The sequence below is a fragment of the Franconibacter pulveris genome (assembly GCF_056780215.1).
In genome coordinates, this window is sequence record NZ_CM165555.1 from 3992502 (window position 1) to 4016171 (window position 23670).

Consider the following 23670-nt stretch of genomic DNA (forward strand, 5'->3'; position numbering starts at 1 on the left):
GGAAACCTGAAAGCTTTAGTGAAGCGACCGCGCCATTCGGGCGTCTGTGCAGGGCGATATGAATAATTTAACCCGCGGAACGCTAATCCTTTTCTTCTTCCAGGCGCGCCTGTTCTTTCTGTAACGCCTTGCAATCACGTTCTTTTCAACTAAACAGTACTTTTACCTGAGTGAAGGATCGCTGATGAAAACCCGTCCGCTCTATTTTTCCGCAGGCGTTGCGCTGCTGGCGCTGCTGCTCATCATTACCGGCATCGCCACCGCCCGTAAGCTTACCTGGCTGATGGAAGTACTGCCGGTGTTTATCGTCGCGCCCATCCTCTGGGCGACGGCAAAGCGCTACCCGCTCACACCCCTGCTCTATGCGTTTATCTTTGTCGGCTGCGCCTCGCTTATCGTCGGCGGCATGTACTCCTACGCCCGGGTGCCCGCAGGCTTTCATATACAGGCGTGGCTGGGGCTTGAGCGCAACCCTTACGACAGAATCGGCCATGTATTGCAGGGGCTGGTGGTGTCGCTGGCGGCGCGGGAGGTGCTGGTTCGCGACAACCGCGTGCGCGGGGGAAAAATGCTGGCCTTTATCGTCTGTTGCATCACGCTCGCCATCAGCGCCTTTTACGAGCTGATTGAGTGGTGGGTGGCATTGCTGCTTGGTCAGGACGCGGATGACTTCCTCGGCACTCAGGGCGACGAGTGGGATACGCAGGCGGATATGCTCTGCGCGCTGCTGGGCGCCATGTTCACCGTCTTTGCGCTGGGCCGCTGGCATGACAGGCAGATTGAAAAAGCGATGAAACGTACCCGCCGGTGAGACGGGCTGAAAAAAGGCTGACATAGTCAAAATGACTTTCATCAGTGTCAAAAAGACCAATAAATTAATAGTCAAAAAGACAAACAAAGAAACCGCCAACTCATTAATTTATAATTTAATCAACAAGATAAAAAACTGGCACGCCTCTTGTAATAGTCATTTCAAAGCTTACATTTTGCGGAGAAACACAAATGACTATTCACGTTAAAAACAACATCCACTGGGTTGGGCAGCGCGACTGGGAAGTACGCGATTTTCACGGCACCGAATACAAGACGCTCAAGGGCAGCAGCTATAACAGCTACCTTATTCGCGAAGAGAAAAATGTATTAATCGACACCGTCGACCACAAGTTCAGCCGCGATTTTGTGCAGAACCTGCGTGCGGAAATCGACCTTGCCGATATCGACTACATCGTGATTAACCACGCCGAAGAGGACCATGCGGGCGCGCTCTCTGAACTGATGAACTGCATCCCGGATACGCCCATCTACTGCACCGCCAACGGCATCGACTCCATCAACGGTCACCACCACCACCCGGAATGGAACTTCAATGTGGTGAAAACCGGCGACACGCTGGATATCGGCAACGGCAAACAGCTTATTTTCGTTGAAACCCCGATGCTGCACTGGCCGGACAGCATGATGACCTACCTCACCGGCGACGCGGTGCTCTTCAGCAATGACGCCTTCGGCCAGCACTACTGCGACGAGCACCTGTTTAATGACGAAGTGGATCAGGCGGAACTGTTCGAGCAGTGCCAGCGCTACTACGCCAACATCCTTACGCCCTTCAGCCGCCTGGTCACGCCGAAAATCACCGAAATTCTCGGCTTTAACCTGCCGGTGGATATGATTGCCACCTCCCACGGCGTGGTGTGGCGTGACAACCCGACGCAAATCGTCGAGCTCTACCTGAAATGGGCGGCGGACTATCAGGAAGACCGCATCACGATTTTCTACGACACCATGTCCAACAACACCCGCATGATGGCGGACGCCATCGCCCAGGGCATCGCGGAAGTGGACCCGCGCGTGGCGGTGAAAATCTTCAACGTCGCCCGCAGCGATAAAAACGAGATCCTCACTCACGTTTTCCGCTCCAAAGGCGTGCTGGTCGGCACTTCCACCATGAACAACGTAATGATGCCGAAAATCGCCGGGCTGGTGGAGGAGATGACCGGACTGCGCTTTCGCAACAAGCGCGCCAGCGCCTTCGGCTCGCATGGCTGGAGCGGCGGCGCGGTGGACCGTCTCTCCACGCGCCTGCAGGACGCCGGGTTCGAGATGTCGCTAAGCCTGAAGGCCACATGGCGTCCGGACCTCGACGGGCTGGAAGCGTGCCGCGAGCATGGGCGGAAAATCGCCCGCGAATGGGCGCTCTCGCCGCTGCCGACAAAAGCGCGGCCCGTTACGACTGACGTCCCGCCGCTTCAGGCTGCCGCCCCGCAAGCCGCCGCCCCGCAGGCGGAAAGCGCCGACACCGGCGGCTGCATGCAGTGCAGCGTCTGCCAGTGGATCTACGACCCGGAAAAAGGCGAACCGATGCAGAACGTCGCGCCCGGCACACCGTGGAGCGACGTGCCGGATAGCTTCCTCTGCCCGGAATGCTCGCTGGGCAAAGAGGTGTTTGAAGCGCTGGCGGTGGAGGCGGTATGAGCGACGGCATTGTGATTATCGGCTCGGGCTTCGCCGCCCGCCAGCTGGTGAAAAACCTGCGCAAGCTAGACCCAAAGGTGGCGATAACGCTTATCGCCGCCGACAGCATGGACGAGTACAACAAGCCGGACCTGAGCCATGTTATCAGCCAGCAGCAGCGGGCGGATGACTTAACCCGCCAGCGCGCCGGGGAGTTTGCTGAGCAATATCAGCTGCGCCTTTTCCCCGCTACCTGGGTGACGGAAATCGACCCGCAAGCCCGTATCGTGAAAAGCCAGACGCAAAGCTGGCGCTACGACCAGCTGGTGCTGGCGACCGGCGCCAGCGCCGTTACGCCGCCGGTGGAAGGACGCGAGCTGATGCTGACGCTCAACAGCCAGCAAGAGTATCAGGCGTGCGAATCACAACTGCGAGACGCGCAGCGGGTGTTAATGCTGGGCGGCGGACTGATTGGCAGCGAGCTGGCGATGGATTTCAAGCGCGCCGGGAAACAGGTGACGATAGTGGACAGCGCCGCCTCCCTGCTCGCCTCGCTGATGCCGCCAGAAGTGAGCGCTCGCTTACAATACAGATTAACGCAGATGGGCGTGGAGCTGGCGCTAAACCAGCAGCTTGCAGCCTTACGCCCGGGCGAAGGCGGTCTCCAGGCGACGCTCGCCAGCGGCCGCACGCTGGAAGTGGACGCCGCTGTCGCCGCCATTGGCCTGCGCCCGAACATTGACCTCGCCCGACGTGCGGGGCTGGCAGTGAACCGCGGCATTGTGGTCAACAGCCAGTTGCAGACCAGCGACCCGCACATCTACGCGCTGGGGGACTGCGCGGAAATCAACGGCCAGCTGCTGCCGTTCCTGCAACCCATACAGCTAAGCGCCATGACGGCGGCGAAAAATCTTACAGGCGGCGGTCAGCCCCTCGTCCTGCCGGCGATGCTGGTGAAGGTAAAAACGCCGGAATTGCCGCTGCACCTGGCGGGCGATACGCGAAGCGCGGATCTCGCCTGGCATATCGCGCTCGGCGGCGAGGGCATGGTGGCGAAAGGCATCGACGGCGAGGGCAGGCTCAGGGCCTTCGTGGTGAGCGAAGCGTGCATGCCGCAGGCCTTCGCCCTGCTCAGAGAGCTGCAACCGTAGAAACCTCGCTGCGTCGAAAGGCGCAGCACGGCTTGCCCTGCGGCTTTATGCAGGGCCTTTTTCCCGAGGAGAAAATTATGGCACACCAAATTCCCTTCCACTTTCGTCATACCCGCTCCACCCCGTTCTGGAATAAAGAGACGGTGCCGCAGGCGCTGCTTACCCACCACAACACCAAAAAAGGGGTTTACGGCCGACTTTCGGTGATGGCGGGCGCGGTGAAATACATCGGCTTTCACAACCAGCATGACGAAACGCCGGAAATCGAAGTGGTTATCGAAGCCGGGCATTTCGGTATTAGCCCGCCGCAGTACTGGCACCGCATCGAGCTGCTGACGGATGAGACGTACTTCAACATCGACTTCTTCGCCGACCCGGCGCACGCGCTGGAAGGCGAAGGCATCGGCCAGGTGGTGAACACGCACCGGCGCTAAGCGCGTCGGAGAACGTTATCCTTTCACGTTCACCGCAATCGTTGCCACCGACTCGCGCAGCTTCATCTCCACCTGATACGTTTGCCAGGAGACAGGCAAATCTGTCTCACGTATGCGCCTGAAAAGCAGCTCGGCGGCATGTACGCCCATGTGATGAATCGGCTGCGCGACGGTGGAAATGCGCGGGGTGGTGAGCGTCAGCCAGTCGAGTTCGTCGAAGGCGAAGAAAGAGAGATTTTGCGGCACGGCGATGCCGCGCTTGCGCACCGCGCGCCACGCGCCCTGGGTCATGACGTTATCCACCGCGAAAACCGCCGTGGGCGCGGCGGCGTCCAGCACCGCCAGCGTCTCTTCAAACGCGCGCTGGGCGCAGTATTTGCCGGTGCGGCGGATTAAGGTTTTCTCTACCGTCACGCCCGCTTCGTGGTGCGCCAGCAGGTAGCCGAGCAGGCGCGCGCCGCTGGAGTTAAGCCGGTCGGCGTTGATCGTCGCAAACTTTTCCGGCTCCAGCGCCAGTTGCGTATCGTAGTCCGAGCTTAGCTCGGTGATGATGGCGATGCGGCGATGGCCGCAGCTTAGCAGGTAGCGCGTGGCTTCGCGGCTGGCGTGCACGTTGTCGATAAGCACCGCGTCGGCGGCGAGCGTCGGCAGCTTACGGTCGAGCAGCACCACCGGAATGCCCTGGGCGATAGCCTGGTCGAGGTGGCGGCAATTGTTGATGTCGGCAGGCGAGACGATAAGCCCGTCCACCTGTTTCTCCAGCAGAATGCGCACCGCCTCCTGCTCACGCGGCACGTCTTCGTCGCTGCTGGTGATAAGCACGCCGAACTCGTGGCGACGGGCGATATCGCTGATGCCACGCAGCGCCTCGGCGAAAAAGGGGTTGCTGATGTCCGCGCCCACCACGCCGATGGTCTGGCTTTTGCCGGTGATCATCGCCCGCGCCACCTGGTTTGCCACATAGCCCAGCTCTTCGGCGGCGCGCATGATTTTTTCACGCAGCTCCTCACTGACGTAGCCGTAACCTCCCAGCGCCCGGCCCGCTGCTGCGGTGGAAACCCCCGCCTTGCGCGCCACGTCTTTCACGGTGATTCGATTATTTTTCTTGTTCATAAGACGTCTTGTCTGCTCCGCTTTTCTGTTCCCGGAGGTTATCGATTTCCGGCGAAATCATAAGAAAAAGATCATTGACAATTTTTTAACACCGGCGAATTATTCACCGTGTGATAACGTTCTCTCATTTTAGGATAATCCACCCGCTGCTGTAAATCGCGGGTTTATTTTGCAGATGGACTGATAACGTTATCACACCCATTACAACCGAGACGGACAGGTAAACCAACATGACGCAAAACACCACAGCTTCACTGCCGCTGCGCCCGCTGGAAGCGGACTTCATCCCGACGCTTGAGAAAGTGCTGGCGCAGAAAAACGCCATCGCCGGCATCGCGGAGGCCGTCGCCTCCCGCCCGCTGAAAGATATCTATTTCGTCGGCTGCGGCGGCTCGTTCTCTTCTTCCGTGCATGCCCACGCCCTGCTCTGCCGCCACAGCAAAACGCTTCAGGCGTGGAACCTGAACGCGGCGGAGTTTATGGCGCTGCCGCCTGCCCGTCTGGGGGCGTCGTCGCTGGTGATCCTCTCCTCGCACTCCGGCGCCACGCCGGAAACGGCGCAGGCGGCGGACTTTGCGAAATCTTACGGCGCGTATGTGGTTTCGCTAAGCCAGGAGCTGAACACGCCGCTCGCCAATACCGCCGACACCGCGCTGGTTTACCACAGTCCGCGCACCGTGACGCCGGGCAAACAGCTTCTGCTGCTGCAACTGGTGATTGAGCTGCTGGAGCGCGTGGATAACCTGAACGTCAGCGCCTGGCGCGACGCCCTGCCCGCCCTGCCTGCGGCGCTGCAACAGTACCTCGATAAACAAGAAGCCGTCGGCGACGCCATTGCGAAATCCATCGCTCAGGGCGGCGATATTTACGTTACCGCCGCTGGCGCTAACTACGGCGCGGCCTACACGCTTTCCTACTGCTATCTGATGGAGATGCAGTGGCGCAACGCCACCCCGGTGCTGGCGGGAGATTTCTGCCACGGCCCGTTTGAGATGATTTTGCCGGGCGCGCACCTGGTGGTGTTCCATGCCGATGACGACAGCCGCGCCATGACGCAGCGCGCTATCGACTTCGCCCGCCGCTACACCGAAAACGTCCATGTGTTTGACGCCGCTGGCTTTACCCTGCCGGGCGCGGCGCCAGAAGTGAAAGCGCGCTTCGCCGCCATCGCGCTGGGCCTGATGGGCACGCGTCTTGCAGATCACCTGGAGCATCACACCGGCCACTCTCTCGACGACCGCCGTTACATGTACAAAGTGGAATATTGATAGCTATGCGAATTTGTGGAGTGGGTGACAACGTGATTGACCGCTACCTGCACTGCGACCTGATGTTCGCGGGCGGCAACGCGCTCAACTTCGCGGTTTTTGGCCGCCAGGCCGGGGCGCAGGCCGCCTACCTCGGCATCACCGGTAACGATATTCCGGCGGGCGTGATTCGCCACGCGCTTTGCGCTGAAGGGGTGGACATCAGCCGCGTGCGGATCAACGAAAGCTTTAACGCGCTTTCGCAAATCGATATCGACGCCGACGGCAACCGCTTTTTCGTCGGCTCCGTGCCGCCGCCTTACCAGCTGCGGCTGAGCGAGGCGGACCTGGCGTGGCTTGCGGGCTTTGACCTGCTGCACACCAGTGATTACAGCGGGCTGGAAGCGCAGCTTCCTGAGCTTGCCGCCTGCGCGCCGCTCTCGTTCGACTTCGGCTCGCGCGACGACGCCTGGGCCGAGCCGCTGCTTCGCTGGGTGCAGGTCGCCACCTTTTCGCGCAGCGGCAGCGCGCCGCAGGCGATTGAAACGCTGATCGCCAACGCGCACGCGGCGGGCGTCGCCACCGTGCTGGTCACGCAGGGCGCGGACGGCGCGATTATCAGCCACCGGGGTGAACGCCACCGCCAGCCCGCGCTGCCGACGCAGATTGTCGACAGCCTCGGCGCGGGGGATGCGTTTATCGCCACGCTGCTGGTGAAGCTTGGTCAGGGGGCGACGCTTGCCGACGCCGCGCACGATGCGGCTCTCGCCTCGGCGCGGGTTTGCGAACGCCTCGGCGCATTCGGCAGCGGCGTGCCGCTAACGCCGCTGCCGCCGGAGGCAAAACAACAACCGTAGTCGCAATGCCATAACGCGCCGCCGCAGGCGGGCTGCATCCAACCTTTTTTACGTGGAGCAAGACATGAAGATGAAAACCTTAGCCTGTTCAGTAGCGCTGTTGGCCGCACTCTCGCTTGCCTTACCCGCCGGGGCCGCCGAAAAGCTGGTGGTCGGCACCGAAGCCAACGGCATTCCCATCTCCTTTCTGAACCCGAAAACCCATGAGCTGGACGGCTTTATGCTGGATATCGCCCGCCAGGCCGCAAAGCACGCGGGTTATGAGGTGGAATTTAAGGCGATGGATTTCTCGGCGCTTATTCCGGCGCTGCGCACCGGCAAGATAGACCTTATCGCCACCGGCATGTACATCACCGAGCCGCGCAAGAAAGTGATCGATTTCACCACGCCAGTGTACAGCTACGGCGAAGGGATGATCGTGCGTAAAGAGGACACCAAAGACTACACCTCCTTTAAAGAGTTGCCGGGCGCGGTAGTGGGCGCGCAGATGGGCACGATTTTTATCGAGCCGCTCAAGCAGGCCAACATCTTTAAGGATGTGAAAGCTTACGACACCCTCACCGGCATCATGAAAGACGTGAACGCCGGGCGCATCAAAGCGGGCTTTGGCGATACCCCTTCCATGGCCTATTACCTCTCGCTTGGCGAATATCCCAACGTGCGGCTGGTGAAGAGCTACAAGCCGGTGCTGCCGGGCTCGCTCGGGCTTGGCGTGCGCAAGGACGAAGCGCAGCAGTTAGCGAAGCTTAACGAAGCCATCGCCACCATGCAGAGCAACGGCGAGATTACGGCGCTGCTGGAAAAGTGGAAGCTTAATTAAAACAAGGGGGCGCAGCCCCTGATACCCCGTGACAGGAACCGCGATGAACGACTTTTTTACCTTCAGCGCCACCGCCCTCCCCATTCTGGTGGAGGGGGTGAAATACACGGTACTGGTTACCTTTTGTTCGCTTATCCTCTCGACCCTGCTCGGGCTGACGTGGGCGCTGATGCGCCTTTCGGCCCACCGTCCGCTGCGCCTGGTGAGCGGCGCGGTGGTTAACGTGCTGCGCGGCATCCCGATGCTGGTGCAGCTCTTCTATATCTACTTTGTGCTGCCCGATATCGGCATCGAGATGTCGGCGCTGACCGCCGCCATTATCGGCCTCGGCATCGCCTATTCGGTTTACCAGGCGGAGGATTTTCGCGCCGGCATTCAGGCTATCGACAAGGGACAGATCGAGGCGGCGCAGACGCTTGGCATGTCGAAGCGCCTGATGATGCGCCGCGTTATTCTGCCGCAGGCCATCAAGATTATCTGGCCCTCCTACGGCAACACCATGGTGATGATGCTCAAGGACAGCTCGCTCGCCTCCACCATTACCGTGGCGGAACTTTCGCTGCAAGGGAAGCTGCTCGCCTCGGCGACCTTCCAGAACACCACCGTTTTCACGCTGGTCGCCCTGCTCTATCTGGTGATGTGCTGGCCGCTGATGTGGCTGTGCCGCCGGGTGGAACACGCCATGAACAAGCGTCGGAGCCACTGATGATTGAATATCGCAACGTCCATAAAAGTTACGGCGCGGTGCACGTGCTGAACGGCATCAACCTGACCATCAACCGCCAGGAGGTGGTTTGCATCATCGGCCCTTCCGGCTCCGGCAAATCGACCCTGCTGCGCTGCATCAACGGGCTTGAGAACTACCAGAGCGGCGAGATTATTTTCGACGGCGTGCGGGTAGATGGCAGCGAGCGCGCGCTAAGCCAGGTGCGCGGTGAGGTGGCGATGGTCTTCCAGCGCTTTAACCTCTTCCCGCACCGCACGGTGCTGGAGAACGTCACCGAAGGGCCGATTTACGTCAAAGGCGAGCGCCCCGGCCCCGCCCGGGAATATGGCATGGAGCTGCTTAAACAGGTGGGGATGGACCACAAGGCGCATTCATACCCGCAGGATCTCTCCGGCGGCCAGCAGCAGCGCGTGGCGATAGCCCGCGCGCTCGCGATGCGCCCACGGGCCATTTTGTTCGACGAACCCACCTCGGCGCTCGACCCGGAACTGGTGGGCGATGTGCTGAAAGTGATGCGCGAGCTGGCGAACCAGGGGATGACGATGGTGGTGGTAACCCACGAAATCGCCTTCGCCCGCGAAGTGGCCGACCGCGTGGTGTTTATCGACGGCGGCGTGGTGACCGAAGAAGGCCCGGCGCGCCAGGTGCTGACCAACCCTTCCCACCCGCGCACCCGCGAGTTTTTACAACGCGTGCTCAACCCCATCAGCGAGGAATAATCATGCTTAACGCCAGCCATATCTGCGCCACCAACTTTACCTATTCGCACTACCGGCTGAACCACTGCCTGGACGATGTCGCCGCGCTCGGCGTGCAGTGGTTTGAACTGTGGGGCGTCGCGCCGCACCTGCATATCGACACCGTGCAGGAAGCGGACCTGCAGACGCTCAGGCGGGAACTGGCAGCGCGCGAGCTTAAGCTCGCCTGTTTCACGCCGGAGCAGTGCGTCTACCCGGTCAATATCGCCGCCGAAAACCCGCAGCAGCGGGAGTACAGCATTAACTATTTCCGCCGCAGCCTGGAGATATGCGAAAGCCTTGAGTCGCCGCTGCTGTTTATGACGCCAGGCTGGGGTTATGAAGAGGATGAGCGAACCGGGGCGCGCAGCCGCGCGGTGGACGCCCTGGCGCAGCTGGCGCACCTCGCGGAAAGCCGCGGCGTGACGCTGGTGCTGGAGGTGTTGCAGCCGCGCGAAAGCAACCTCGCCAGCACCGTGCATGAGCTGGCGTCTCTGGTTAACGAAATCAGTTCGCCTGCGCTCGACGCGGCGCTGGATATCGTCGGCATGGCGGTGGGCGGCGACAGCGTGACCGATTACCTCAACGCCTTCGGGCCAAAGCTGCGCCACTGCCATTTTATCGACGGCACGCCTGCGGGCCATCTGGCGCTCGGCGACGGCAACCTGCCGCTGAAAAGCTACCTCAGCGCCCTTCGCGAAGGCGGCTATAACGGTCTGCTGTCGCTTGAGATAGCCGGCGGGCGCTACTGGCAGGAGCCGCTTGAGCCGATGCGCCAGAGCATTGCGTTCCTGCGCGACGCGCTCGCATGATGGCGCGAAGCGGCGCGGCCATGCTACCTGCACGCAAAAGCGAGAGCCTGCTGCTGCTGGTGACGCTCTGCGCCGGGGCGGGCTGGATCTTCTCTAAAGAGGCGCTCGGCGCGCTGCCGCCGGTCTTTTTTATCGCCGTGCGCTTTCTGGCGGGCGGCCTGCTGCTGGGCCTGGCGGCGCCCGCCGCCGACCGGCGCGAATGGCGGCGCAGCCTGTGGCCCGCCTTCGCCATCGGCAGCCTGATTTGCGGCTCGATGATGTGCTGGATTGTGGCGCTGCATCTTACGACCGCGCTGGGCGTTGGCGCGTTTCTTACCTGCCTCGGGCCGCTGATGGTGCCGTTCGCAGGGTGGCTGCTGTTCCGCCAGGCGCTGTCGAAGCGCATCGGGCTCGCCCTGCTGCTCGCCCTGCCCGGCATTGCGCTGCTGGTGGGCAACGGCTTTTTCCAGTGGCGTTTCGAGGCGGGCCAGCTCTGGTTTTTTGGCGCGGCGGCGATTTTCGCCTTTTACTTCAGCCTGAATAACCGCTTCGCCGCCGACCAGCCGGTGGTGCTGTTCGCCGCCATGCAGATGATGGCGGTGGGCCTGCTGGCGTTGCCGGTGAGCCTGTGGCTCGAGCCGTGGCCCACCGCGCTCAACGCCCCCGCCTGGACATGGCTTGCGCTCAGCATTCTCATTCCCACCTGCCTGCGCTTCTTTTTGCAAAACTATGCGCAGCGGCTGGCCTATACGCCCAACGGCGGGCTCATCATGCTGATGGAGCCGGTGTGGGCGGCCGTTTTCTCGGCGCTATGGTATGGCGAAGTGATGACGCTGTCGCAGGTGGGCGGCGCGCTGCTTATCCTGCTGGCGCTGACGGTCGCCAGAGAGCGTCACGTCCGCGCCTGACCCTCGCCTGCGGGCGGGGGTATCTTATTTTTCACGCCATATTTACAAGCTCAATCACTCCTGCCAAAAATGGGCATTATTTATTCACAATGCTTATCGATGTCCGAACTCGCGCTCAAACAGCAGATCCAGAACCTGAAAAAACACAACGCCCGGTTAAAGCGAATCGCCCATGACGCCCGCCACAAGCTAAGCGCGGCGCTGGACGGCACCGGCCTGTGCCTGTGGCAACTGGACATTCCCAGCGGCAAGCTGATTATCTATAACCGCCGCTGGGGCTCGATGCTCGGCTATCAGCCTAAAGAGCTGAGCGCCCACTTTGACGTCTGGCGCGAGCATCTGCACCCGGAAGACCGGGCGATGGTGCTGGCGGCGTTTTATAACCATCTTGAGGGTAAAGCGCCTTTTTATGAGGCGCTGCACCGCATGCAGCATAAAAACGGCACCGTTACCTGGGTGCTCGATCGCGGGCGGGTCACTGAGTGGGATGACGAAGGCAGCCCGTTGAAAGTGACCGGCACGCACATCGACATGACCAAAGAAAAACAGTATGAAGCGCAGCTGGCGAAGCTTGCGAACCACGATCCGCTGACCGGCCTTACCAACCGTCACGCGCTGCAAACCCGCTTTGACGCCTTAAAGCCGCAGGGGCCGCTCAGCGTGGCGTTTATCGATCTCGATAATTTTAAGCATGTGAACGACACGCTCGGCCACCGCAGCGGCGACGTGGTGCTTATTCAGCTTGCCCAGCGCATGCGCGAAGCCTGCCCGCCGGAGGCGGAAATCGGCCGGCTCGGCGGCGACGAATTTGTCCTGCTGCTGCCCTTCTCGCTGCGCCATCCGTTGACCGACAGCGCCGCGCGCGGCTGCCTGGAGGCCGCGCTTACGCCGTTTGAGCTGGATAACGGCACGGCGCAGATTGGCGCATCGATTGGCATTTATGAAGTGCGGCGGGATGAGGATTTTAACGAGGCGCTGCGCCACGCCGACGAGGCGATGTACCGCGTAAAACACGCCGGGAAAAACGGCGTGGCGCTGGCGGACTAAAACAGGGCGGCGGTTGCCGCCCTGCATGTTTTAAGCGCGCAGGCGTTCCTGCTCCTGCGGCTCGTCTTCCGGCTGTTCGGCCGGAATAATAATCCGGCTTGGAATAGCGAGCTTCACGCCCAACGCTTCCAGTTCTTCCATAATACGCAGGTTAATTTCCTGCTGAATATCCATATATTTATTGTAATCGGCCGTATTAAGAATATGCACCACTTCGAAGGTCAGGCGATCCTGATCGAATACCGAAAAGTGGGCGCGGTCGAATTTCGTCTCTTTAATACTTTCAATAACGCTTTTTACCATCGGACCAATTTTACGGATTTTTTCCGGCGGCGTGGAATAGGCAATGCCGAAGGTGAAAACAATTCGGCGGGTTTGCATGCGCTTATAGTTGTGAATTGTCTGCTGGAGCAGAATGGCGTTAGCGCAAACTATTTGTTCGCCGCTTAAGCTGCGAATACGCGTGGTTTTTAAACCGATATGTTCAATAGTGCCGGAAACATCGTTAAAGACAATAAAGTCGCCAATTTCAAACGGTTTATCAAAGCCGATAGAGAGCGAGGCGAATACGTCGCTTAATACCGTCTGCACCGCCAGCGCAATGGCGATACCGCCAACCCCGAGGCTTGCCACCAGCGCGGTAATATCCACGCCGGCATTGGCCAGAATAGAGAGCAGCATGATGGACCAGATAAGCGCGCGGATCATCAATCCCAGAATAATCAGCGTCACCGGGTTGCGGTGCAGGCCGGGCCGCAGCAGCGAATGGCGCATCCACGACTGAACGGCCTGATCGAGCCACATGGCGATTTGCAGCGCCAGCACCAGAAACCAGGCGTGGGATATCAGGCTGTGCAACCGGTCGGAAAGCGTGACAAACTGAAGGCTGAATAAGAAGGCGGCGACGAGAATTAACGCTTTGCGGGTTTTACTGATAACGTCGAGAAAAACGTGGTAAAGCGCGGCGCTCTCATGGTCTTTCGTCCAGTTGGCGATTCTTTTGTGCAGCACCGCCAGGATCTTATTCGCCACCCAGTAGGTCACCGCCGTAATAACGACAACCAGCAACACATTGGTCCAGAATGACGGCGAGGTCAGTAACCGTATAAAATTGGTTTGCTGAAGTATCTCCATTCTGTTCTCCCTTAATGAAAAATATAAAACTCAGGCCAAACGCGCCTTTCAGTATAGACAATGCGATTTGCCTGCCGTTGAGACTCGGCTTATTCCAGGGATAAACGCAGGATTGTCATAATAACGTCACGTAATTATTTCGCGCCTGTTTCGGTTATATGACAGGCGCGAGAGGAGATATTTCAGGCAAGGTATTTATGGAACCACGCAATGGTGCGGCTCCAGGCGAGATCCGCCGCCGCCTTGTCATAACGCGGCGTGGAATCATTATGAAAACCGTGATTAACGCCAGGGTAGATATAAGCTTCGTAGGTTTTCCCGGCTTTTTTCAGCGCCGCCTCGTAAGCCGGCCAGCCTTCGTTGATGCGGGTATCGAGTTCGGCATAATGCAGCAGCAGCGGCGCGTTAATTTTCGCTACATCCTGCGCGGGCGGCTGTCGGCCGTAAAAAGGCACTGCGGCGGCCAGCTCCGGATACGCCACCGCCGCCGCGTTCGCCACGCCGCCGCCATAGCAGAAGCCGGTAATGCCGACTTTTCCGGTAGCCCCTTCGTGCTGCATCATAAATTCAATGGCGGCGAAAAAGTCGTTCATCAGCTTTTGCGGATCGACTTTTTGCTGCAATTCCCGCCCTTCATCATCGTTGCCCGGATAACCGCCCACCGAGGAGAGCCCGTCCGGCGCCAGCGCGATAAAACCCGCCTTCGCCACGCGACGCGCCACATCTTCAATGTAGGGGTTCAGACCGCGGTTTTCATGCACCACCACCACGGCGGGCGCTTTGCCGTTTGCCTTCTTCGGCAGCACCAGATAGCCGCGCACCTGCCCGTGGCCATTGGGTGAAGGGTAGTGAATATATTGCGGATAAATATCCGGGTCGGTGAACTCCACCTGCTGGGCCAGCGCATAGTTGGGTTTGAGCAGGTCGAACAGCGCCAGCGCGGTCATACCGCCGACGGCATATTTCGCCGCCAGCTGCAAAAATTCACGCTTGGTGATTTTGCCATGGGCGTAGTAGTCGTAGTAATCGAGCAGTTGCTGGGGAAAATCTTTGGCGGTCAGGCGGGTCATGGGCGCTCCCTTTTCTTCGTGCGATTCGGCCCTATAAGCGAAGCACACGCGCCGGAAATTGCCTAAAGACGCGGCACATTATCAACCAAATGTATGATGCCGCGCGCTTGTCCTCTCGCGGCGACTCGCTAATATAGAAACAACGTTTCAAATAATAGCTCTGGAATAAGGAGAAACCATGCCGTACCTTGCCGACCCTGCCCGCTACGAGCGGATGCAATACCGTTTTTGCGGCCGCAGCGGGCTGCAGCTGCCTGCGCTGTCGCTTGGCCTGTGGCACAGCTTCGGCCATGGCAGCACGCTCGATTCCCAGCGCGCGCTGCTGCATAAAGCGTTCGACCTGGGCATTACCCATTTCGACCTCGCCAACAACTACGGCCCGCCGCCCGGCAGCGCGGAAGAGAATTTCGGCCGCCTGCTGAAAACCGACTTCGCGCCCTATCGCGATGAGCTGATTATCTCCACTAAAGCGGGTTACGACATGTGGCCGGGCCCCTACGGCGCTGGCGGGTCGCGTAAATACCTGCTGGCGAGCCTCGACCAGAGCCTGCAACGCCTGGGGCTGGACTATGTCGATATCTTCTACTCGCACCGCGTTGATGAAAGCACGCCGATGGAAGAGACCGCCGCCGCCCTGGCGCAGGCGGTGCAGAGCGGCAAGGCGCTCTATGTCGGCATCTCCTCTTATTCGCCGGAGCGTACGCAAAAGATGGCGGAGCTGCTGCGCGAATGGAAAGTGCCGCTGCTGATTCATCAGCCTTCCTATAACTTGTTGAACCGTTGGGTGGATAAAAGTGGGCTGCTGGAGACGCTTGAGCGCAACGGCGCGGGCTGCATCGCCTTCACCCCGCTGGCGCAGGGGCTGCTGACCGGTAAATACCTCAACGGCATTCCGCAAGGCTCGCGCATGCAGTATGAAGGCAAAAAAGCGCGCGGCCTGACGGAAAACATGCTGACGGAGCAGAACCTCAACAGCCTGCGGCTGCTGAACGAGATGGCGCAGCGCCGCGGTCAGAGCATGGCGCAGATGGCGCTGAGCTGGCTTTTAAAAGATGCGCGCGTTACCTCGGTGCTGATTGGCGCAAGCCGCCCCGAGCAGATTGAGGAGAATGTGCAGGCGCTGGCGAACCTGGCGTTCAGCGCTGAGGAGCTTGCGAAAATCGACGAGCATGTCGCCGACGGCGAACTGAACCTCTGGCAGGCGTCGTCCGATAAATAAACGCAGGCCGCAGAAAGCAAAAACCCACGGCGCGGGCCGTGGGTTTTTGCTTAGCGCTCGTAGCGCGTGAGCTTGTCGAGGTAGCCCATCACGAAGGCGGAGAGTACGAAGGTGAGGTGAATAATGACATACCACATCAGCTTATTGTCCGGCACGTTTTTGGCGTCCATAAACACCCGCAGCAGGTGAATGGAAGAGATAGCGACAATCGACGCCGCCACTTTGTTCTTCAGCGAGGTGGCGTCCATTTTGCCAAGCCAGCTCAGCTTCTCTTTATGGTCGGCGATATCCAGTTGCGAAACGAAGTTCTCATAGCCTGAAAACATCACCATCACCAGCAGCCCGCCAACCAGCGTCATGTCCACCAGCGACAGCAGCATCAGAATGAGATCCGCCTCCGCCATGGTGAGCACATTGGGCAGAACGTGGATAATTTCCTGAAAGAACTTGATGGTCAGCGCCAGCAAGGCCAGGGATAAACCGAAGTAGACCGGGGCGAGAAGCCAGCGCGAGGCGTACATTGCGTTTTCTAAAAAGCGTTCCATAGCGTCCTGAAAGTTGACCCAAAGACGCTAAGTATAACGCAGAAAGGTTCACGGCTGGCAACCACGCCCGCCGCTACACGTCAGACAGGGAGACCTGCGGGCGTTGATACTGCGGCCAGACGATAGCGACCAGCGCCGGGTAGGCCTCAATGCTAAACTCATGGAAACAATGACGTAAATTCAACACTTCGATATCGGAGAACATCACCAGCTCGCCATTCAGGCAGCGTTTTTTTAAATTATCGTAATATTTATACACCGCGGAATTAAGATTGCTGCACCGACGCTGCGCCTCAAATAAGCCTGGCGTTGCGTTAAGTTCTTCAAAACTCATTTTTTTAATGGTGGCGTTAATAAAGTCGCTATATTCGTGATTGACACGCCAATACCAGCCCGGCGTAATGGCGTTAAGCAATACGGAGAAATGTTCCTCACCCTTTTGTCGGTTTTGTGGCGAGGGTGGGTTCGCGGCATCGCTGTTTTCGATAGTATTGCGCTCGCTCTCTTTCATTAATAAAAGGACGACGCATAAAAGTAACAGCAAGGTGATGACACAATAAAAAATAGTGCTCATGCGCAGGCTCCGTTTTCTTTGATTTTAATTTTGCGGCATGTTATTGTCAACGCAAACCGCCCTGCCTTCTAATTTACCTTTCTGAAATTAAAGGAAATATTATTATGTTGCCCGACAATATTGTGCCGGCGCGCTATCATATTCCCACTCCTGACACGCAGCCGGCGACCGATGAAAGCAGTGAAAATTTAACTAAAGGAAAGCCGACGCTCGCCGATTATGAAAGTGATATTTTAACCAGTAAATCACGAGCCGGGCAAAGCGGCAACATGCTGCTTGAAGAACATGATCGTCATATAAAAGAACGTTTGTTCTGTGTGGTTAAAATCGAAACTTTCGCTAAAGTATTGAACGGCCTGGTCGAAGATAAAACCATAAACGCGGAAGAACTGGCGGAACTGATTGCGGCGAAAACGGCGCACATCAATGAAGCGGGTAATAAAATTTGGCTTAATCTCATTACCAGGGAAAAAGCGACGCCGCTATTTTATCAGTTCGAGGATTAACGGGCGTGGCCGAAATAACCCATAACGATATTTATTTCGCTTTAGATAAACAAGTTGAGCAGAAATTTATCTTAAGTCAGAACCAGCAGGCGTTAATATATGCCCGCGACCAGGCTATTGCCGAGTATACGCGCGCCATGGTGACTATTCCCTCCGCGCTGGTGCAGCTTAAGTGGCAGAATCGCCGTGAAATTTACCCGCTGCGGGTTAAAGAAGAGGTGTACGGCGCGGTGCTGCTGGAGATTATTCACCGCTATCCCGAGCTTAAATCGCAAATTATGGTGCAGTTAGAGGAAAATTATCAGCAGATTAAGGCGCAGGAAGCGCTGACGCTGATGTTAAGCCGAACGCTCGCCGACGGCACCTGCAAAACCTCCACGGTAAAACCCACCGCGCCCGCCAGCGAAACGCCGCCCGCCGCCACGATTACGCCGCAAACGGTGGCCGCGCAGGCCGTGGTTCCTTCACGCGTTGAACCCGCCGCGCCTGAAGCGATGCCGCCTGCGAACGTAGAGCCTGCGCCTCAGGCGCCCTGGAGCGCCACCTATTCAAAACCGATGGTCGCGCCGCCGCGGGTTGCGCCAGTTCCCCCGTCAAAGCCGTAACCTCTGCTGAAAGTCCCCTCTCTCCGCTCTTAAGCGGCGGCATCTCTTTCCTGAAGACACGCGTCAGCCTGACGAATAACCGGGATAACCGGAATATCCCGAGAATTTTCGACAGCGCAGCAGAAGACACTACCCTTAAGAGGAGTCTTTTAAACAGAGGAGCGATCTAATGGCAAACGATCAGACGAAAATTCAGGACCCCACCACCCAGTTCTTCACCGGCGAATATCCTAAACAAACGCAGCCCGCGCCGGGCGTGCAGGCAAAAATGGATCCGGTGCCGGATTGTGGTGAGCAGAGTTACGTCGGAAGCGGACGCCTTAAAGGTCGCAAGGCCCTGGTCACCGGGGGCGACTCCGGCATCGGACGCGCCGCCGCCATCGCCTATGCGCGTGAAGGCGCGGATGTGGTCATCAACTATCTCCCTGCCGAGCAGGAAGATGCCGAAGCGGTGAAAAAGCTGATTGAGGAAGCTGGCCGCAAGGCGGTGCTGATCCCGGGCGATTTAACCGACGAACAGTTCGCTCGCGACCTGGTGCGTCGCGCCATTCAGGAACTGGGCGGCCTGGATATTCTGGCGCTGGTCGCTGGCAAGCAAACCGCCGTCGAGCAGATTTCCGAGCTGACCAGCGAGCAGTTCCAGAAAACTTACGCCACCAACGTGTTCGCGCTGTTCTGGATAACCCAGGAGGCTATCCCGCACCTGAAGCCGGGCGCCAGCATTATCACCACCTCCTCCATTCAGGCTTACCAGCCAAGCCCGCATCTGCTGGATTACGCCTCCACCAAGGCGGCTATCCTGAACTACAGCCGCGGCCTGGCGAAGCAGGTGGCGGAAAAAGGCATTCGCGTAAACATCGTGGCGCCGGGCCCCATCTGGACGCCGCTGCAAATTTGCGGTGGACAGCCGCAGGAGAAAATCCCGCAGTTCGGCCAGCAGACGCCGATGAAGCGCGCCGGTCAGCCTGCGGAACTGGCGCCGATTTATGTCTATCTGGCAAGCCAGGAGTCAAGCTACGTGACCGCCGAAGTGCATGGCGTAACCGGTGGCGAACACCTGAGCTAACGACTGAAAACCCGCGCTGCCCTGCAGCCGGGTAACGATGCGACATAAAGGGGGCGGCAGGCCCCCTTTTTTCATTAACGCGCCGTAAAACCTTTTTTAGAATAAACGTCTGGCTTAAGCGACTCGAAAATAATTATCACCCATCAATACCATCAACCCCAGAAGAACGCACTACCCTTAAGAGGACGCTTTTACACTCTGAGAAGTGGAGACACCATATGCCTAATGACCAGACGCAGATTCAGGATCCCACCACGCAATACTTTAACGGCGACTATCCGAACCAGGAGCAACCCGCGCCGGGCCTGCAATGCAAAATGAGTCCCGTGCCGGACTGCGGTGAGAAAACCTATGTGGGGCGGGAAAGATTAACGGGCCGCAAAGCGCTGGTGACCGGGGGCGATTCCGGCATCGGGCGCGCCGCCGCCATCGCCTTCGCCCGGGAAGGGGCGGACGTGGCGATAAACTATCTGCCTGAAGAGCAGGAAGATGCCGACCAGGTCAAAGCGCTGATTGAGCAAGCAGGCCGCAGGGCGATACTGATCCCCGGCGATATCTGCGAGGAAGCGTTTGCCCGCGAGCTGGTGCAGCGCGCGGTTCAGGAACTGGGCGGGCTTGATATTATGGCGCTGGTGGCAGGCAAGCAGACCGCCGTCACCCGTATTGCGGACCTGACCAGCGAGCAGTTCCAGCGCACCTACGCCACTAATGTTTTCGCCCTGTTCTGGATAACGCAGGAGGCAATTCCGCACCTGAAACCGGGCGCCAGCATTATCACTACCTCCTCCATTGAAGCTTACCAGCCGAACCCCAACCTGCTGGATTACGCTTCGACCAAGGCGGCCATCATGAATTACAGCCGCGGGCTGGCAAAACAGGTGGCGGAAAAAGGCATTCGCGTAAACATCGTGGCGCCCGGCCCCATCTGGACGGTGCTGCAGGTTACCGGCGGGCAGACTCAGGAGGCGATACCCAGCTTCGGCCAGCCGACGCCGATGAAGCGTGCGGGCCAGCCTGCGGAAGTAGCGCCGGTTTATGTTTATCTGGCAAGCCAGGAATCAAGCTATGTGACCGCTGAAGTGCACGGCGTGACGGGCGGTTATCATTGCGGCTAAGCAGTACCACATACACGGCGGGTGGCGCGTTGAGTCCCCCCTCTCCCTTTGAAAAAGAGGGCTGGTGTTTATAGAGGTGAACAAGCGCAGCGCCCCCGCCTCTTCGCGCTTACCCCCACCGCCAAAAGCGCCCATAAAAAAAGCGCGACCTTCGCCGCGCCTTTTCATTTTTCACCAGATTACTTTTTCGTGACTTCCTGACCTACCAGGCCAATCTTCAGATACCCCGCCTGATGCAGCGTATCCATCACGTTCATCATCGTTTCGTAATCCACGGTTTTATCCGCGCGGAAGAAGACGGTGGTGTCTTTCTTGCCCGCGGTGGCCGCGTTCAGCGCAGTAATCATGGTGTCTTCCGTCACCTGATCGTTGCCGAGATACATGGTTTTGTCCGCTTTTACTGACAGATAAACCGGTTTTTCAGGGCGCGGCTGCGGCTGGCTGGTGGAGGCGGGCAGGTTCACCTTCACATCCACCGTGGCAAGCGGCGCGGCCACCATGAAGATAATCAGCAGCACCAGCATCACGTCGATAAACGGCGTGACGTTGATTTCGTGCATTTCGCCGTTATCGTCGAGGTTTTCGTTAAGACGCATCGCCATGGGGTATTAACCTACGCGCAGTTTCTGAGCCGGACGCACCGGATGAGCCTGGGAGCTGGCGCCTAAGTCCAGGTCGCGGCTTTGCAGCAGCAGCACCTGCGCGGCGACGTCGCCGAGGGTGGCTTTATAGCTGCCGATCATACGGGCGAAAATGTTGTAAATGACCACCGCCGGGATAGCGGCGACAAGGCCAATCGCCGTGGCGAGCAGCGCTTCGGCGATGCCTGGCGCCACAACGGCGAGGTTGGTGGTCTGCGACTGGGCGATGCCGATAAAGCTGTTCATAATGCCCCACACGGTGCCGAACAGGCCGATAAACGGCGAAATCGCGCCGATGGTCGCAAGATAACCGTTGCCGCGGCCCATGTGACGCCCAACGGCCGCCACGCGGCGCTCCAGGCGAAAACCGGTACGCTCTTTAATGCCTTCGTTATCTTCACTGCCTGCGGAAAGCTCCAGCTCGTTTTGCGCTTCGTTAATCAGCTGCTGGCTGAGGCTTTTTTTGTGGAAGGAGGCCGCCATTTCTGAAGCGTCGTTCAGGGAACGGGCGGAAGCCAGCTGCTGCTGCTCGCGCTTGAGGCGGCGCTTTTGGCTCAGCAGCTCTGCGCTTTTGCTGAAGAAAATAGCCCAGGTGACCACTGACGCCAGAATCAGGCCGATCATGACAATCTTTACCACGATATCGGCGTGATGATACATGCCCCAGACGGAAAGGTCCGTCTGCATCAAATTATTTCCCACTCTTCATCTCCAGGACGAAAAAACACCAAAACTGTCGTAATAATACCAAAACGACGTCGAATTGATAGTAGTTCTCATTAGTATTTACAGAATGCCCTGGCGAAGGGAAAATTTCTTTGCGCTCACGCAGTAAAGCAGGCCCGCTGGCGATTTTTCCGCTTTTTTTACTGTGAGACGAAACAGCGACGGTGAACCGTGGTAACGTATGTTTAGACATCCAGACGTATAAACAGGGTAAGCCACATGACAGAAAAGCACATCGAGACGACGCTGATAAACGCCGGGCGCGGTAAGCGTTACACGCAGGGATCGGTAAACAGCGTTATCCAGCGCGCCTCATCGCTGGTTTTTGAGAGCGTGGAAGCCAAAAAGCACGCTACCGCGAACCGCGCTAAGGGCGAGCTTTTCTATGGCCGTCGCGGCACCCTCACCCACTTCTCCCTGCAAGAAGCGATGTGCGAACTGGAAGGCGGCGCGGGCTGCGCGCTGTTTCCCTGCGGCGCGGCGGCTGTCGCCAACACGCTCCTCGCGTTTGTCGAGCAAGGCGACCACGTGCTGCTGACCAATAGCGCCTATGAACCCACTCAGGATTTTTGCACCAAAATCCTCGGCAAGCTTGGCGTCGCCACCAGCTGGTTCGACCCGCTGATTGGCGCGGATATCGCCACGCTTATTCAGCCCAACACCCGCGTGGTGTTTCTGGAATCGCCCGGCTCCATCACCATGGAAGTGCATGATGTCCCTGCGATTGTTGAGGCGGTGCGCCGCGTGGCGCCGCAAGCCATCATCATGATCGACAACACCTGGGCTGCCGGCATTCTTTTCCGCGCGCTCGACTTCGGCGTTGATATCTCCATTCAGGCGGGCACCAAGTATCTGATTGGCCACTCCGACGGCATGGTGGGCACCGCGGTGGCTAACGAGCGCTGCTGGCCGCAGCTTCGTGAAAACGCCTATCTGATGGGCCAGATGCTGGATGCCGATACCGCTTATATGACCAGCCGCGGCCTGCGCACCCTTGGCGTGCGTCTGCGCCAGCATGAGGAAAGCAGTCTGAAAATTGCCGAATGGCTCTCGCAGCATCCGCAGGTGGCGCGCGTGAATCACCCGGCGCTGCCAGGCAGCAAAGGGCATGAGTTCTGGAAACGGGACTTTACCGGCAGCAGCGGCCTCTTCTCATTCATTCTTAAAAAGCGCCTGAACGAGACGGAATTTGCGAGCTACCTCGACAATTTCCACTATTTCAGCATGGCCTATTCCTGGGGAGGCTATGAATCGCTTATTCTAGCCAACCAGCCGGAAGAGATAGCCGCGCTCCGCCCCGCAGGCGGCGTGGATTTCACCGGCACGCTGGTGCGGGTGCATATAGGTCTGGAAAACGTCGACGATCTCATCGCCGATCTGGAAGCCGGTTTCCAGCGTATTGCATAACATTTCTCAATGAATGTGGACACCCAGGCTGACGGAATTTCCGGCGTTTAATACGCCTGCATCAAGATGTTGCGGGCGTTTGCGAGTACAATAAGACGACACAGGCTGTTCCACAGGATTATTCATGGCTGTTATACAAAATATTATCGCTGCGCTCTGGCAACACGATTTTGCCGCGCTGGCGGACCCGCATATTGTCGGCGTTGTCTGGTTCGTGATGTTTGCGACCTTGTTTCTGGAAAATGGCCTGCTGCCGGCCTCTTTCCTGCCGGGCGACAGCCTGCTGCTGCTGGCGGGCGCGATGATAGCCAAAGGCGTGATGGACTTTGTCCCCACCATGATTATCCTCACCTCCGCCGCCAGCCTCGGCTGCTGGCTAAGCTATGTGCAGGGGCGCTGGCTGGGCAATACGCGACTGGTGAAAGGGTGGCTTGCGCAGTTGCCGCAAAAATATCATCAGCGGGCCACCTGCATGTTCGACCGCCATGGCCTGCTGGCGCTGTTGATTGGCCGCTTTCTCGCGTTTGTGCGCACGCTGCTGCCCACCATGGCGGGCATCTCCGGCCTTTCCAACCGCCGTTTTCAGCTTTTCAACTGGCTGAGCGCCCTGCTGTGGGTCGGCGTGGTAACGAGCCTCGGCTATGCGTTGAGCATGATCCCTTTCGTGAAGCGCCATGAAGACGAAGTGATGACGTTCCTGATGGTATTGCCCATCGTGCTGCTGGTCGTTGGCCTGCTCAGCGCCGTGATAGTGGTGCTGAAGAAACGCGCCGCCTGAT

At 58.6% G+C, this 23670-nt stretch carries 25 protein-coding genes and 1 pseudogene; 19 read left to right on the forward strand and 7 right to left on the reverse strand.

The genetic code is table 11. From position 1 onward, the window contains the following. Positions 1 to 184 precede the first annotated feature (184 nt). The 4 genes from ACU4F7_RS18785 to ACU4F7_RS18800 all read left to right on the forward strand — a co-directional run bounded on the left by ACU4F7_RS18785 (position 185) and on the right by ACU4F7_RS18800 (position 4036). Positions 185 to 811 (forward strand): DUF2238 domain-containing protein, encoded by a 627-nt coding sequence (locus ACU4F7_RS18785; RefSeq protein WP_481637546.1) that lies wholly within the window; start codon positions 185 to 187, stop codon positions 809 to 811. 191 nt (positions 812 to 1002) lie between these two features. Beyond that, positions 1003 to 2472, forward strand: a complete 1470-nt coding sequence (gene norV / locus ACU4F7_RS18790) for an anaerobic nitric oxide reductase flavorubredoxin (protein ID WP_481637547.1) — start codon at positions 1003 to 1005, stop codon at positions 2470 to 2472. Continuing rightward, entirely contained in the window at positions 2469 to 3602 is a 1134-nt protein-coding gene (gene norW, locus ACU4F7_RS18795) for an NADH:flavorubredoxin reductase NorW (protein ID WP_481637548.1), read from the forward strand. The genes norV and norW overlap by 4 nt, the downstream gene beginning before the upstream one ends. 77 nt (positions 3603 to 3679) lie before the next feature. After that, complete coding sequence (locus tag ACU4F7_RS18800) at positions 3680 to 4036, forward strand: TehB family protein (protein WP_024556899.1); 357 nt, start codon at positions 3680 to 3682, stop codon at positions 4034 to 4036. Between the two features lie 15 nt (positions 4037 to 4051). On the opposite strand, the gene ACU4F7_RS18805 is transcribed toward ACU4F7_RS18800, so the two are convergent. Next, positions 4052 to 5149 carry a LacI family DNA-binding transcriptional regulator gene (locus tag ACU4F7_RS18805; RefSeq protein WP_481637549.1) on the reverse strand — a complete coding sequence of 366 codons (1098 nt, stop codon included), beginning with the start codon at positions 5147 to 5149 and terminating at the stop codon, positions 4052 to 4054. 230 nt (positions 5150 to 5379) lie between these two features. Between ACU4F7_RS18805 and ACU4F7_RS18810 the strand changes: the two genes are divergently transcribed. The 8 genes from ACU4F7_RS18810 (at position 5380) to ACU4F7_RS18845 (ending at position 12283) form a co-directional block, all read left to right on the forward strand. Further along, positions 5380 to 6417 (forward strand): SIS domain-containing protein, encoded by a 1038-nt coding sequence (locus ACU4F7_RS18810; RefSeq protein WP_481637550.1) that lies wholly within the window; start codon positions 5380 to 5382, stop codon positions 6415 to 6417. Between the two features lie 5 nt (positions 6418 to 6422). After that, complete coding sequence (locus ACU4F7_RS18815) at positions 6423 to 7253, forward strand: PfkB family carbohydrate kinase (RefSeq protein ID WP_029590410.1); 831 nt, start codon at positions 6423 to 6425, stop codon at positions 7251 to 7253. 64 nt (positions 7254 to 7317) lie between these two features. Then, positions 7318 to 8073 (forward strand): substrate-binding periplasmic protein, encoded by a 756-nt coding sequence (locus ACU4F7_RS18820; RefSeq protein ID WP_024559997.1) that lies wholly within the window; start codon positions 7318 to 7320, stop codon positions 8071 to 8073. 43 nt (positions 8074 to 8116) lie between these two features. Beyond that, complete coding sequence (locus tag ACU4F7_RS18825) at positions 8117 to 8779, forward strand: amino acid ABC transporter permease (RefSeq protein ID WP_003031955.1); 663 nt, start codon at positions 8117 to 8119, stop codon at positions 8777 to 8779. Next, entirely contained in the window at positions 8779 to 9519 is a 741-nt protein-coding gene (locus ACU4F7_RS18830) for an amino acid ABC transporter ATP-binding protein (RefSeq protein WP_024556894.1), read from the forward strand. The genes ACU4F7_RS18825 and ACU4F7_RS18830 overlap by 1 nt, the downstream gene beginning before the upstream one ends. A 2-nt stretch (positions 9520 to 9521) precedes the next feature. Then, entirely contained in the window at positions 9522 to 10349 is an 828-nt protein-coding gene (locus ACU4F7_RS18835) for a sugar phosphate isomerase/epimerase family protein (RefSeq protein ID WP_481637551.1), read from the forward strand. A gap of 20 nt (positions 10350 to 10369) precedes the next feature. After that, complete coding sequence (locus ACU4F7_RS18840) at positions 10370 to 11236, forward strand: DMT family transporter (RefSeq protein ID WP_481637552.1); 867 nt, start codon at positions 10370 to 10372, stop codon at positions 11234 to 11236. Positions 11237 to 11335: 99 nt separating this feature from the next. Beyond that, entirely contained in the window at positions 11336 to 12283 is a 948-nt protein-coding gene (locus tag ACU4F7_RS18845; protein WP_481637553.1) for a diguanylate cyclase domain-containing protein, read from the forward strand. Positions 12284 to 12313: 30 nt separating this feature from the next. Here ACU4F7_RS18845 and ACU4F7_RS18850 read toward each other — a convergent pair whose 3' ends face one another. Further along, on the reverse strand, positions 12314 to 13417 hold the full coding sequence (locus ACU4F7_RS18850; protein ID WP_029590406.1) for a mechanosensitive ion channel family protein: 1104 nt from the start codon (positions 13415 to 13417) through the stop codon (positions 12314 to 12316). Between the two features lie 182 nt (positions 13418 to 13599). Beyond that, a complete protein-coding gene (gene yghX / locus ACU4F7_RS18855) occupies positions 13600 to 14487 on the reverse strand; it encodes a YghX family hydrolase (RefSeq protein ID WP_029590405.1) in 888 nt (295 codons plus the stop codon). A gap of 178 nt (positions 14488 to 14665) precedes the next feature. Here yghX and ACU4F7_RS18860 point away from each other — a divergent pair, with 178 nt between their 5' ends. Beyond that, positions 14666 to 15706: an aldo/keto reductase gene (locus tag ACU4F7_RS18860; protein ID WP_024556888.1), complete on the forward strand. Its 1041-nt coding sequence runs from the start codon at positions 14666 to 14668 to the stop codon at positions 15704 to 15706. A 50-nt stretch (positions 15707 to 15756) separates the two neighbouring features. On the opposite strand, the gene ACU4F7_RS18865 is transcribed toward ACU4F7_RS18860, so the two are convergent. Together ACU4F7_RS18865 and ACU4F7_RS18870 are read right to left on the reverse strand one after the other, a co-directional pair. After that, positions 15757 to 16251 (reverse strand): TIGR00645 family protein, encoded by a 495-nt coding sequence (locus tag ACU4F7_RS18865; protein ID WP_024556887.1) that lies wholly within the window; start codon positions 16249 to 16251, stop codon positions 15757 to 15759. A gap of 73 nt (positions 16252 to 16324) precedes the next feature. Next, the gene (locus ACU4F7_RS18870; protein WP_029590403.1) at positions 16325 to 16825 is read right to left on the reverse strand and encodes an ESA_00282 family adhesion-associated protein; all 501 of its coding nucleotides are present in this window, start codon (positions 16823 to 16825) and stop codon (positions 16325 to 16327) included. A 104-nt stretch (positions 16826 to 16929) separates the two neighbouring features. Between ACU4F7_RS18870 and ACU4F7_RS18875 the strand changes: the two genes are divergently transcribed. The 4 genes and pseudogenes from ACU4F7_RS18875 (at position 16930) to ACU4F7_RS18890 (ending at position 20117) form a co-directional block, all read left to right on the forward strand. Continuing rightward, entirely contained in the window at positions 16930 to 17331 is a 402-nt protein-coding gene (locus tag ACU4F7_RS18875; protein WP_029590402.1) for a hypothetical protein, read from the forward strand. A 5-nt stretch (positions 17332 to 17336) separates the two neighbouring features. Next, positions 17337 to 17753 (forward strand): annotated as a pseudogene (locus tag ACU4F7_RS18880) (cytoplasmic protein); the annotation flags it as partial. Between the two features lie 352 nt (positions 17754 to 18105). Then, positions 18106 to 19002, forward strand: a complete 897-nt coding sequence (locus ACU4F7_RS18885) for an SDR family oxidoreductase (RefSeq protein ID WP_024556883.1) — start codon at positions 18106 to 18108, stop codon at positions 19000 to 19002. Between the two features lie 218 nt (positions 19003 to 19220). Next, positions 19221 to 20117 carry an SDR family oxidoreductase gene (locus ACU4F7_RS18890; protein ID WP_029590400.1) on the forward strand — a complete coding sequence of 299 codons (897 nt, stop codon included), beginning with the start codon at positions 19221 to 19223 and terminating at the stop codon, positions 20115 to 20117. Positions 20118 to 20296: 179 nt separating this feature from the next. Here the strand turns inward: ACU4F7_RS18890 and exbD are convergent, their stop codons facing one another. Together exbD and exbB are read right to left on the reverse strand one after the other, a co-directional pair. Further along, positions 20297 to 20719, reverse strand: coding sequence for a TonB system transport protein ExbD (gene exbD / locus ACU4F7_RS18895; protein ID WP_029590399.1), 423 nt, complete (start codon positions 20717 to 20719; stop codon positions 20297 to 20299). Positions 20720 to 20725: 6 nt separating this feature from the next. Beyond that, positions 20726 to 21460: a tol-pal system-associated acyl-CoA thioesterase gene (gene exbB, locus ACU4F7_RS18900; RefSeq protein WP_029590398.1), complete on the reverse strand. Its 735-nt coding sequence runs from the start codon at positions 21458 to 21460 to the stop codon at positions 20726 to 20728. Between the two features lie 243 nt (positions 21461 to 21703). Here exbB and metC point away from each other — a divergent pair, with 243 nt between their 5' ends. Beyond that, entirely contained in the window at positions 21704 to 22891 is a 1188-nt protein-coding gene (gene metC, locus ACU4F7_RS18905; RefSeq protein ID WP_481637554.1) for a cystathionine beta-lyase, read from the forward strand. Between the two features lie 124 nt (positions 22892 to 23015). Further along, a complete protein-coding gene (gene yghB, locus ACU4F7_RS18910) occupies positions 23016 to 23669 on the forward strand; it encodes a DedA family general envelope maintenance protein YghB (protein WP_024556878.1) in 654 nt (217 codons plus the stop codon). Position 23670 lies beyond the last annotated feature (1 nt).